At 63.2% G+C, this 12196-nt stretch carries 9 protein-coding genes; 6 read left to right on the forward strand and 3 right to left on the reverse strand.

Going from position 1 to position 12196, the window contains the following annotated elements; all coding sequences use genetic code 11:
* The 3 genes from EOC06_RS15725 to ftsZ all read right to left on the reverse strand — a co-directional run.
* Positions 1–1385 (reverse strand): DUF5691 domain-containing protein (locus EOC06_RS15725; protein WP_245469636.1); only part of this gene is annotated, 1385 nt, incomplete at its 3' end.
* Positions 1382–2767, reverse strand: coding sequence for an SWIM zinc finger domain-containing protein (locus EOC06_RS15730; RefSeq protein WP_245469638.1), 1386 nt, complete (start codon positions 2765–2767; stop codon positions 1382–1384). The genes EOC06_RS15730 and EOC06_RS15725, both read right to left, overlap by 4 nt.
* A 219-nt stretch (positions 2768–2986) precedes the next feature.
* On the reverse strand, positions 2987–4021 hold the full coding sequence (gene ftsZ, locus EOC06_RS15735; RefSeq protein WP_128308198.1) for a cell division protein FtsZ: 1035 nt from the start codon (positions 4019–4021) through the stop codon (positions 2987–2989).
* 385 nt (positions 4022–4406) lie between these two features.
* Between ftsZ and EOC06_RS15740 the strand changes: the two genes are divergently transcribed.
* The 6 genes from EOC06_RS15740 to EOC06_RS15765 all read left to right on the forward strand — a co-directional run.
* A complete protein-coding gene (locus EOC06_RS15740; RefSeq protein WP_127327063.1) occupies positions 4407–5105 on the forward strand; it encodes a GntR family transcriptional regulator in 699 nt (232 codons plus the stop codon).
* A gap of 247 nt (positions 5106–5352) precedes the next feature.
* Positions 5353–6708, forward strand: coding sequence for a glutamine synthetase family protein (locus EOC06_RS15745; RefSeq protein ID WP_127268594.1), 1356 nt, complete (start codon positions 5353–5355; stop codon positions 6706–6708).
* Positions 6709–6834: 126 nt separating this feature from the next.
* Positions 6835–7719: an AraC family transcriptional regulator gene (locus EOC06_RS15750; protein WP_164761829.1), complete on the forward strand. Its 885-nt coding sequence runs from the start codon at positions 6835–6837 to the stop codon at positions 7717–7719.
* A gap of 136 nt (positions 7720–7855) precedes the next feature.
* Complete coding sequence (locus EOC06_RS15755) at positions 7856–10084, forward strand: TonB-dependent siderophore receptor (protein WP_245469639.1); 2229 nt, start codon at positions 7856–7858, stop codon at positions 10082–10084.
* A gap of 34 nt (positions 10085–10118) precedes the next feature.
* A complete protein-coding gene (locus EOC06_RS15760; RefSeq protein ID WP_128308200.1) occupies positions 10119–10997 on the forward strand; it encodes an ABC transporter substrate-binding protein in 879 nt (292 codons plus the stop codon).
* Positions 10990–12196 (forward strand): iron chelate uptake ABC transporter family permease subunit (locus EOC06_RS15765; RefSeq protein ID WP_164898601.1); only part of this gene is annotated, 1207 nt, incomplete at its 3' end. The genes EOC06_RS15760 and EOC06_RS15765, both read left to right, overlap by 8 nt.

Here is a 12196-nt window from a genome sequence, read left to right on the forward strand (position 1 = left end):
GGCGGCGCCGCCGGCGCCATACCGGCCGCAACAACGTCTCCGATCAATTTCTCCGCCGTCGCCGCCGTGGCGAGAAAGCCCATCGTTTCCAGGATCTGGTCGACGCCTCGCTTCACAGCGTCATCGTTTCCTGCAACAGCGGAGCGAAGCGCCGCGAGCGTCTGGCCGTTTGTCAGGTCGGTCCATTCCAGCCAGCTTGCTTCGAGCCCCTCGGCCAGATTGAGCGCGCCGAGATGTTGCGTGTCTTTCAGGATCGACCTGACCAGGACACGCTTCCTGCGGCTGTCCAGACGCGCCATGAGATGGAGGACGAAGAGTGCGGGCTTGCCACCTTCGGCGACAAGCATATCCGCCATGTGCGTCACCGCGGCGTCGCTGCCCGACGCGGCGACCATTCGGGCAACAAGGATATCGGCATTGCTCTCGGCGCCGAATTGCCACGCCCCGATAAACTCGGATTCGGTGGTGCCGAAGCGCGTGGCGAGGTCGACCAGGTTACAGGTCTCGAACAGTTCGGCGCGACGTCTTTCCTGCGCCGGCGATTTGAGTTTTGCCGGCGTGTAGGTGGTGCGGCGGCGGATGAAGCCGGATTTGCCTTCAGCGATGAAGGCAGCGAGTTCGGCCGTCGGATCTTCCGGCCCGCCATCGCCTGGCGAGCCGTGCTCTCCCAATCTTGCCAGCAACCGGCCAGCGAGCTCGCGCAGCTTCCCGGAACGATCGGCGGAGAGGCTCTTCAGGAATGGAACGTCATCGGCGCCCAGGCCGAAGCGCAACAGGTCGACGAGTGCAATCCTGATCTCCGCCGGCTCTCCGGAGGCCTTGGTTTCGATCAGTTGCCGAGCCGAAGCCGGTGCGGTGCGGCGCATATCGGCGAGCGCGGTGCGGCGTGCGGCGGGATAGAAGTCATCCCAGTTTTCCACCGTCAGATGCTCCTGGCTTGCAGGTTTTTCGCCGTCCGCGCCTGCCTGCCAGTCGACCCAGGGTGCATAAACGTCCGGACTGCTCTGATCCGACGCGGCTGGCATCCAGTCCATCGGATGCAGCACGAAGCCGCGGCTGGCGACGAGCGTGACCACACGCGACTTGCTTCTTGTGTCGGCGGCATGCTTGAGCGCGGCTCGCAATAGCGGCCGCAGCCGTTCCGGCAGCATCGGCAAGGCGAGTTCGGGCAATTGCGGGCGGCGTTTCAGCGTCTTTGGCGCGGCTGGCCGCAAGGCGATGTCGAGAGCTTGTGCGGCGATCGCCAGCAGCCGGCGTTCGCGCTCGTCGGGGCTTGCACCGCCGGCGATCTCCTTCCACGCGCCAGGAGCCAGGTCGAAGGTGGTCCCGCCGGTGATCCAGCAGTCGCGCATGGCCGCCAGGCCGGTCTGCTCGATCTCGTTCACAACAAGTCAAGCCTCCCGAAACCGCTTTGCGCCGCCAGCAGGTCAAGCCGGCTGCCATTCCAAAGTGCTGCCGTTGCCATAAGGTCCAGCCCAAGCAGCGTTGGATTGACGGTGTCGGCAATCGGCAAGGCGATACCATGCGGATCGCCGGCGGCTTGCCACCAGGCAGCGCCCCGATCGTCCAGCAGGATCGCGCCGGGCGGCAGCATGACAGGACAATCGGTGAGCCAAGGGGCTGTGTTCTGGTGAACAGCATGCGCCGCGAGCGGATCGGCTGTGTGAAAGCCGAAATCGGGCCACTCACCTGTCGGGACGTCGCCCTTGCGGTCCGCCACCAAGGCCCGCAGCGGCTGGCGTGCCGGGTAAAAGACCAGCCTGGCATCGAACCGGTCGCCCGGTGTGAAGGCGTTCGACCGGCGACCGGCCGAGGCCGGAAAATAGTCGAGCAAGAGAGCAAATTGCGGGCTCGCGCTCTTCAGGTTGAGCAGCCAGGTCGAATGGCTGACGAGACCGTCACGGCGCGACTCGATCTTCTCGCCAAGCACCTCCCAAACGCTTTCGACCGGTTTGGCATCGGGATTGGCCAGAACCTGCTCACGGCTTTCGGACGTCGATACGAGCCGCCTCAGTTCGGCGTCGCCTGGTGTCGATCGCCAGGCCTTGGCCACCAGCACGAGCTTGCCGAGTTCGCGGATCGCCGCGTCCGGGCGCTCCTCGCTGCGCAGACCCATCAGCCGTGACGGAATCTCGTCGATGCGGCCGGCAAGCGCTGTCGCCTTCATGTCGACCAGCCGTGCCGCAATCCGGCGGCAACGGTCACTGCTGTTGTCGACAAAACCGGCCAGGCCAAGCCGCAACTGGTCAGCGATCCATTGATCCAGCTCATCCAACGCCGCCGACACCGCGGATTGCGTATCCAGCGTCCGCTTGCGCTGCGCTGCCTCGCGGCGCTCGACCGCAGCGGCGTCCTCGACATCAGCGCTTTCGTCGTCGCGCGAGGCCTCGCCAATGCTCTTGCCTCCCGCACCGGGCGCTGGCGCCGCCGGCTGCGGCGAGGCCTTCCTTCGGCGACCGAGCCAATCATTCACCCATTCCGGGGTCGAGCCTGCGGCGGTAAAACTGGCCGGCGTGGTGGCTGCAATCCACATCAGCGCCAAAGTGTGCTTGCAGGGAAATTTCCGCGACGGACAGGTGCATTTGTAGCCATGGTCGCCGGTGTCGACGACCACACGGTAGGGATTGGAGCCGGAACCCTGGCATTCCCCCCAGAGGAGCCCCAGTTGATCGCTCTTTTCGAGCCGTGGCCAGTTCGATTGCCTGGTCAACCTGGACGCGGCGCTCAACGACGCCTGATCGGGCGCAAGCGCTTCGATGGTTTTCAAGTCGAATTCCAAGCCGCGCCTCTCGTCGCTCGAACGATACGGGTAGCCAGTATAGATGGCCGTCTATGACGGATTCTTGTAGCAGCAGCGGCACCGAGATCGATACAGCTGAACACAATAGTTGCGCCAGTCAATCTGATCCGTCGGCAATGCAATTGCTATTCAGCGATGTCTCCCTCGAGAAATTATCTCCTGGCGAGAACAAACGCGCGATACGACCTATTGAAGCGTGCGTGCCGGCTGACCGGCGTGGTCGCGGACGATGCCGGCTTCGGCATCCTCCACCCCAAACGCACGGTCGAGACCCGTCGCCACCACCGAGACCCTGAAGCGGCCTTCCATGCCCTTGTCGAAGATGGCGCCAACGATGATGTCGGCATCCTCGTAGACTTCTTCGCGGATGCGGGTGGCGGCCTCGTCGACCTCGAACAGGGTCATGTCCCTGCCGCCCGATATCGAAACCAGCACGCCCTTGGCGCCTTTCATCGACACTTCGTCGAGCAGCGGGTTGGCGATCGCGGCTTCGGCCGCCTTCATTGCCCGACCCTCGCCGGAGGCCTCACCGGTGCCCATCATGGCGCGGCCCATGTCGCGCATCACCGATTTGACATCGGCGAAGTCGAGATTGATCAAGCCTTCCTTGACGATGAGATCGGTGATGCAGCTGACGCCGGCATAGAGCACCCGGTCGGCAATGACGAACGCATCGGCGAAGGTGGTCTTGGCATCGGCGATCCGAAACAAGTTCTGGTTCGGGATGACGATGACCGTGTCGGCGCTCTCGCGCAGCCGCTCGATGCCCTCTTCGGCCATCTGCATTCGGCGCCTGCCCTCGAAGGCGAAAGGCTTGGTGACGACGCCCACCGTCAGGATGCCGGCCTTGCGCGCCGCCTGGGCGATGATTGGAGCCGCACCGGTTCCCGTGCCGCCGCCCATGCCGGCGGTGACGAAACACATATGCGTGCCGGCCAGATGGTCCATGATCTCGTCGAGCGATTCCTCGGCCGCGGCTCGGCCGATCTCGGGAAGCGATCCGGCGCCCAATCCTTCGGTGACGTGGGCGCCAAGCTGGATCAGCCGCGTCGCCTTCGACATGGTCAGCGCCTGGGCGTCGGTGTTGGCGGCGATGAATTCAGTGCCCTGAAGCTGCTCGGCGATCATGTTGTTGACGGCATTGCCACCGCCGCCGCCAACGCCGATCACGGTGATCTTGGGTCTCATCTCGGAGATTTCGGGCTTCTTGAACTCGGCCATGCCTGTGTCTCCTTCGCCAATTGCGCGCGCTTCACGACCCACCCGCAGACTGCCTTGAAACCTTGCAATCGAGTGGCATGATGCGAATCACTCCGTTGCGATGGGTAGCCCAAAAAGCCAGACAGCGGCCAGAGGTGCAAGTGCATGCGAGGTCAAGATTTGTGATGACCGTTTTGCACAGCGTGGCAGAGACGCCGTGTGCCTGACAATCAAGCCGTGAGCCTTGGCGCGACGCGTCGCTTGCCGCGCAACGATCGAAGCGTCTATCATGTGCTTGATAAGTCGCTGACTTCGGCGTTCTCGCCGGGGTCGGCCACGCAGAATCCCCAGCGGCGAAACCAGCCGGCCGCACAGATTTCTGAACCGATGAAGCAGCGCCCCGCCGATGGCCGACAAAACACAATTCGGGTTGACCGCCGTCGACACCGTTCCCTTGCATGAAAAAGTCTATCTCGAGCTTGTGCGGGCACTGATGTCCGGCCAGTTCACGCCGGGCCAGAAGCTGACATCGCGAAAACTCGCAAGGGAACTCGGCACCAGCGACATGCCGGTGCGCAGCGCCTTCATGCGGCTGCAAGCGCTGCGGGCGCTCAGCCCAATGCCGAACGGCAGCGTCGAAGTGCCGGCAATATCGGCCGACCGGTTTTCGCAATTGACCGCGGTGCGGACTATCCTCGAAGGTTCGGCGACGGAGCTGGCGACAACACGCATCAACGGCAACAATCTGCGCACGATCCGACGCCACGCCACCGAACTGACATTGGCGGCCCGCAAGGGTGATATCGACGATTATCTGCGCAAGAACCACGACTTCAAATTCTCGATCTATCGCCATTGCGGCAACGAGCAGATGATCTTCCTGATCGAGACCGTATGGATGCAGGTCGGCCCGTTTCTCAGGAATCTCGCCACGGGGTTCGAGGATGACCTCGCCTCCATTCTCGACATTGACTTTCACGAGGAAGTCGTAGCGGCGATCGAGGCTCAGGACGGCGAGCGCGCCCGCGCCGCCATCGTGCGCGACATCGACGAAGGCGCCTCGCACATCCTGCAGCAGGCGAGATTTCCGCAGGCGAGAAACTGATGTGTGTCGCGTTTGTGCGGATTCGGGCGACGCCCCTTGGCTTTCCGGCCCCTTGCCTCTATGTTGCGATCGCAGATCGCGCAATTGGTTTTGAAATGCCTCCCGACATCCCAGCTAGTGACTTGAAAAAATAAGGAAAAGCGCTTGGCGACAGCCAAGTCTGTTTTCCTAAAACTCACAAGCTATTTTTATCAGGGACAGTGCAGCCGGTCAGGTTGCGGCATCTTCGAAAACCAGAGGTCATAAATTGAGCGATGCAATTGCGGACGTTTTGAACTGGCTTGACAGCAGGACCGACATCCAGAGCCTGAGAGCCGCGGTGTGCGACCTCAACGGCATCATGCGCGGCAAGCGCATTCCCGTCGAGCAGGCAAGAAAGGCGCTGGAAGGCAAGCTGCGCATGCCTTTTTCGCTGATCGGGCTCGATGTGTGGGGCGAGGACATCGAAGGCAACACACTGGTATTCTCGACCGGCGATGCCGACGGACTGTGCCAGTGGACGGGGCGCGGCATTCTGCCGGTGGCCTGGACGGCGCATCCGACAGCGCTTGTCCCGCTCTGGCTGGCCGACGAAAGCGGCGCGCCCTATCTCGGCGACCCGCGACGGGCGCTGGCCCGCATCCTCGATCGCTACAAGGCCTTGGGCCTGACCCCGGTCGCGGCAACGGAACTCGAATTCTACCTCGTCGATCCGCAATCGCAACGGCCGGTCGGACCGGTCTCGCCGGTGACCGGACGCCGTCTCGATTCCGACGCGGCGCTGTCGATCGACGAGATCGACGACTTCGAATCCTTCATCCATGACGTCTACGAGGCCTGCCGGACGCAAGGCATTCCCGTCGACACGGCCATCGCCGAAAACGGCGTCGGTCAGTTCGAAATCAATCTGAACCATGTCGCGGACGCCTTGCGGGCGGCTGACGATGCGGTGCTGTTCAAGCGCACGGTGAAGGGCATTGCCCGCAAGCACGGCTTTGCCGCCTGCTTCATGGCTAAGCCCTATGGCGACCGCGCAGGCAACGGCTTTCACGTTCATTTCAGCCTGATCGACGGCGAAGGGCGCAACGTCTTCGATGACGGCACCGACCAGGGTTCTGAGACCATGCGCCATGCGGTCGGCGGCCTGCTTGCGGCAATGGCCGAAAGCACGCTGGTGTTCGCGCCGCACTTCAACTCCTACCGCAGGCTGCGCCCGAGATCCTATGCGCCGACCGCAGTCGCCTGGGGTTATGAGAACCGTATGGTGGCGATCCGCATTCCCGGCGGGCCAACCGGTGCGCGCCGCATCGAGCATCGCGTTTCGGGAGCCGACGCCAATCCCTATCTGGTGCTAGCGGCCATATTGGGCGCCGCACTGACGGGCATTGAAAGACAAATATCGCCAGGCGATCCGATCGGCACCGACGGCCAGGGACTCCCGCCGGCAAAGCTGCCGCCGGACTGGGCATCCGCGATCGCCGCCTTCGAGAGCGGGACGCATGTGGCGGAGATTTTTCCAGCCATCCTGCGCGACTCCTTCGTTGCCTGCAAACGCCAGGAATTGAACACGTTCGCGCTCAATGTCAGCGATTTCGAAATCGAGACATACCTCGAAAGTGTTTGAGGCCTGACGGCCCCAGCGGTATTGGTTCCGGCCGATTTTCGAGCAGCCGCAAAGCACTTGCGGTGGGGTCGCTAACCGGGCATAAACATGATAGTTTTTATCATGTTATGGTTGGGATCACAGGACTTGACCTTCGTTGCGCGCATGGAAAGCCGGATTGAGGGCTTTTCAGTCATTGGCGATCTGAAATGGCATGTCTGGGACGGCGTGGTCGCCGACCTCTGGGATGTCTCATGCGGTGACAAGGCCGAAGGCTATTACGTCTCTCCCGACCCCCGGCTGTTCGTCGCGCTCGATGTGGATGGCGACGGCGCTTTCTTCGTCGAAGGCGCCAAGGGCGAATTGCGCCGCCACGACCAGGCTTTTTCCATGGCCTACATACCGGCCGGCGTGCCGATCCGCGGCCGGGTCGAGGGGCTACGGCGGATCCGGCATCTCGACCTGCATTTCGACGCCGCAGCGCTGACGCGCCGCTTCGGCCGCAGCCTTGACCACGAGGCCTTGCGGATGTCGCGCTTCCAGTTTCGCGACGACCGGATCGCCATGCTTGCCGGCATGATCGCCGCCGAATGCGGCAACGACCGGCCTCTGCATGATCTCTATGGCGAGGGCTTGCTCAATGCCTTGTTCGCAAGCCTGTTCCAGATAGACCAGCCTGATACCGCCAGGCGACGGTCGCCGCTCTCGCGCCGCAAGCTGCGCCTCGTCACCGACTACATCGACGCGCATTGCCTGGACAGGATCCGGCTTGCCGATCTCGCCGCGCTGACCGGCCTGTCCGAAACCGCGATGAGTCATGCCTTCAAGGCGGCGACGGGCGTGCCGCCGCATCGCTGGCAGATGCAGGCGCGGGTCGACAGGGCCAAGGCGATGATGGCGCGCGACGCCGCTTCACTTGGCGACATCGCCGAGGCAACGGGGTTTTTCGACCAGGCGCATCTGACGCGTGTGTTCAAGTCGATTGTCGGATTGACGCCCGGCGCCTGGATGAGGAGCACCAGTCGCCAGTGACATTTCCGCAACATCACACCGTGATGTCCCTCGTTTGGACAAGAATGGACAAACTGCCCAATTCCGTCCAATGACCCGCAGATAAGTTGAGATAAATGATCAAGTATCTCAATGTCGACAGACGGGGACTTTCCTGATGAGCAGAACTTACCGGATGAAGGCGCTTCTGGCGGCCAGCGTCGCCGCAGCCGCGATGATCCCGCCAATGGCCGCGTTCGCGCAGTCGGTGCAAACCAGCACCCAGCTTGAACCGGTGGTGGTCGAGGGCGAGGCCGGCGACGGCGCGGCCGGACCGGTTAAAGGCGTCGTCGCCAAAAAAAGCAGGACCGGCTCCAAAACGGCGACCGACATCAAGGACATCCCGCAATCCGTCTCGGTGGTCGGCCGTCAAGAGATCGACGACCAGGGCGCACAGAAGGCCGACGAAGCACTCCGCTATACGGCCGGCGTCTTCGCGCAGCCCTTCGGCCCCGACAGCGACACCAACTGGCTGTACATCCGCGGTTTCCAGGCGACGGCCACCGGCACCTACATGGATGGGCTGCAGCTGTTCAGCTACGGTTTCGGCGGCTTCTATGTCGACAGCTTCGGGTTGGAGCGCATTGAGGTGCTGAAGGGGCCTGCCTCCGTGCTCTACGGCGGCAGCAATCCCGGTGGCCTGGTCAACTATGTCAGCAAGCGGCCGGACTTCGAACGCACCCGCTATGTCGAAACCGGTGTCAACGACGCAGGCAATGTCTATCTCGGCTTCGACATTGGCGACGTGGCCAAGGATGGCGCGGTCAGCTACCGGATGACGGGCAAAGTCGCCGGCGGCGATACCTACAGCGACCTGCAAAATGGCTGGCGCGGTTTCATCTCGCCAAGTATTACGTGGAAGCCGGACGAAGCAACCACGCTGACCATCCTGGCCAATTACAGCCACATCGACGAAAACCACAATGGCGGCAGCTTCCTGCCCTATAGCGGGACGGTGACGGACCACATTGTGGACGGCGTGAATTATGGCCGCATCGACCCGGATGCGAATTTCACCGAGCCGAGCGTCGATCTCTACAAGCGGGAACAGGGCTCGATAGGCTACGAGTTCGAACACACATTCGACAATGACTGGACGGTGCGCTCCAACACTCGATTTAGTGCCGCTTCCATCAACGAAGTCAGCGTCTATCCCAACGGCTGGTCCCGAGATACGAATCCTGCAGCGAGCCCCACTGCGCTGGATCGCATCAATTTCGACCATGATACCGACGCGATGACATTCCTGTCGGACCTGCAGATCGAGGGCAAGGTGGAGACCGGGCCAGTCGAACACACGCTGCTGGCCGGCATCGACTACAAATATTACAACATCGACCAGGTGCAGTCGTCGGCGGAATTTGGGCTTACTCCGCCAATCGACGCGTTCGACCCCGTCTACGGTTCGCCGCTGACGCCCCGCGTCAGCTATCTGAACCAGGACCTGACGCAGAAGCAGCTCGGTTTCTATGCGCAAGACCAATTGCGTTTCGGCGATGGCTGGCTGGTGACGCTGAATGGGCGATATGATCGCGGCTGGCTCGATGCCGACAATCGCCCGACCTATTACACGGAGAAATTCAGTCTCCCGGTCATTGATCTGAGCCAGGCCGTCGGCGACTTCTCCGGGCGAGCTGGGCTGGCCTATGAATTCGACAACGGCGTCACCCCCTATGTCAGTTTTGCCACCTTCTTCAACCCGATCATCGGCACGACTGCGACCGGCGATTTGTTCAAGCCGGAGACAGGCCAGCAATACGAGGTTGGCGTCAAATATGTGCCGACCTTTGTCGATGGCCTGTTCACCGTGTCGCTCTTCGACCTCACCCGTCAGAATGTGGCTTCGAACGTTGACGCATTCGCGCAGATCCAGACCGGCGAAGTACGCTCGCGGGGCATCGAACTCGAAGGCAAGGTCAACATCACCGAGGACTTCCGGGTGACGGGCGCATTCACCGCCTACGACATCAAGATCCTCAAGGACGTGGACGCATTCAAGGACGATACCGGTATCTCGGTGATCGGCAAAACGCCCTTCATCGTGCCCGAAGTCATGGCTTCCGCCTCGGTCGACTATACGTTCCGCGGCGACTGGTATGACGGCATCTCGATCGGCGGCGGCCTGCGTTATGTTGGCTCTTCGTGGGCCGACAATGAGAACACGGCCAAAGTGCCGGCGGTCACGCTGGCCGATCTGAAACTCGGCTACGAGAAGGAGAATTGGGGGATCGATCTCAACATCACCAACCTCTTCGACAAGACCTATGTGTCGAGCTGCCAGACGACGCTGACCTGTTCCTATGGCGAAGGCCGCTCGTTCAAGCTGAAGGCGCATACGACTTGGTAGTCGACTTGGTTACAGCTTGCCAAACAAGCCAGTGATGATCCATCTGCCCAACAGAAGGCAGGTGCTTGCGCTGGCGGCCGCGGCATTGCTGCCACCGGTCGCCGCCAGGGCGGCGGCGATGCGGGTTGCCGCGATCGACTGGGGCATGCTGGAGACGTTGCTGGCACTCGGCATCGAGCCGGTGGCGGCGACCGAACTGATCCAGTTTCGCAAGATCGCGGTCGAGCCGGCAGTGCCCCAATCGGTGACCGATCTCGGGCTGCGCGGCGCGCCCAATTACGAGCTGCTGCGCATCGTCGCGCCTGATGTCATCGTGATCTCCAATTTCTACGAATACCAGCGCCCGATGCTCGAACGCATCGCGCCGGTGTTTGCGCAAACGGTCTACGAGGCCGGCGTGCCGCCTTATGTGCTCGCCGAGGCAGCGACACTGGCTCTGGGCGAAAAGCTGGGACGGCAGGCCGAGGCGGAGCGCTACGCCGATGAGACCGCTGATGAAATCGCGCGGCTGCGCGGCACCTTGCCGCGCGCTTCCGGGCGCCCGGTCTTCGTCATCAGCCTAGGCGATAGCAGGCATTTTCGCGCCTTTGGCCGCGACTCCATGTTCGGCGATGTGCTGACGCTTCTCGGCCTGGTCAATGCATGGACCGACGAGACGAGCTACAGCGCGGCGGCACCCGTCGGACTGGAGGCGCTGGCGCGCGTGCCCGAGGCGTCGATCCTGATCGTTTCGCCACTGCCGGCGGATGTCGGGCGTTCGCTTCCGACAAATGCCTTGTGGAACGCTCTGCCGGCGGTGCGCCAGAACCGCGTTGCCGTCCTGGAGCCGGTCAACCACTTTGGCTGCCTGCCATCGGCACGCCGCTTCGCGCGTCTGGCGACGGCCGCCCTTGCCGGGCAGGCCCATGGCTAAGCGCACTAAAAGCGATCGCGCCGCGACGAGTGCCGCGCTGTTGCCAATCGCCCTGTGGGGCCTCCTCGCGGCTGTGGCAGCGCTCCTGTTCGCATGGCGGGTCGGCATGCAGTGGCCGGCCGCGCCGCCGGGCGACGGCATTGATCTCGATCGTGTCATCCTGCTCTACAGCACGTTGCCGCGCGCCGCCGTGGCGGTGCTGGCCGGCGCCGTGCTCGGCCTGTCCGGCCTGCTGTTGCAGCATGTGCTGCGCAACCCGCTGGCCGAACCGTCGACGCTCGGTATTTCGGCTGGTGCGCAACTGGCCATGACGATCGCCTCGCTTTACGCACCGCTGCTGATGGAGCGGTCGCAGGGCCTGGTCGCCTTCGCCGGTGGCATCGCCGCGGTGCTGCTGGTGCTGGCATTGACCTGGCGGCGCGGGCTGGAGCCGGTGTCGGTCATGCTCGCCGGGATGATGGTGGCGCTGACCGCCAGTTCCGTCAGCGCAGCACTGATCCTCGCCAATGGCGATTACCTGTTTTCGCTGTTCATCTGGGGCGGCGGATCGCTGGTCCAGCAGGACTGGGAGCCGACCATCGCGCTGACGGTCAGGCTGGTGGCCGGCGCGGTTGCCGCATTGATGCTGCTGCGGCCGCTGACCATTCTTGGTCTCGACGATGCCTCGGCACGCGGCCTGGGCGTCGCCCGTCACTCAAGCCGCTTTCTCATCATCGCGCTTGCCGTGTGGATGGCGACGTCAGTCGCGGCAGAGGTTGGCGTCATCGGGTTCATCGGTCTTGCAGCGCCGGCGCTGGCCACGCTTTCGGGCGCCCGCACACTGCGCCAAAAACTGATCGCCGCGCCGCTGATCGGCGCCGTGCTGCTGTGGCTGACGGACGGGCTGGTACAGCTGGCCGCCGGTTCCGGTGGCGAACGCATTCCGACCGGCGCCGGCACCGCCCTGCTCGGCGGTCCGCTGCTGCTGTGGCTGTTGCCGCGGCTGCGCCTTTTCGAGTGGCCGCATCTCGGTTCGAATGGTACCGCACCGCGCAAGGCCAGCCGGCCCTGGCTGATCATCCTGCTTCTGTTTGCGCTGGCGCTTGTCGCTGCCACCGTGGCGCTTGTCGTCGGGCGCGGTCCGGACGGCTGGACTATTGCTGGGGGAGACCTGTTAACCGATCTCGCCGCGTGGCGCGCGCCGCGGATCGGCGTGGCGG

The organism is Mesorhizobium sp. M7A.F.Ca.MR.362.00.0.0 (genome assembly GCF_004023175.1).
Taxonomy (GTDB): Bacteria; Pseudomonadota; Alphaproteobacteria; order Rhizobiales; family Rhizobiaceae; genus Mesorhizobium.

What these genes read in the sequence shown, in the direction of transcription:
- ftsZ (WP_128308198.1), bottom strand. Translation starts at nt 4,021, where the DNA reads ATGGCCGAGTTCAAGAAGCCCGAAATCTCCGAGATGAGACCCAAGATC.
- EOC06_RS15740 (WP_127327063.1), top strand. Translation starts at nt 4,407, where the DNA reads ATGGCCGACAAAACACAATTCGGGTTGACCGCCGTCGACACCGTTCCC.
- EOC06_RS15755 (WP_245469639.1), top strand. Translation starts at nt 7,856, where the DNA reads ATGAGCAGAACTTACCGGATGAAGGCGCTTCTGGCGGCCAGCGTCGCC.
- EOC06_RS15760 (WP_128308200.1), top strand. Translation starts at nt 10,119, where the DNA reads ATGATCCATCTGCCCAACAGAAGGCAGGTGCTTGCGCTGGCGGCCGCG.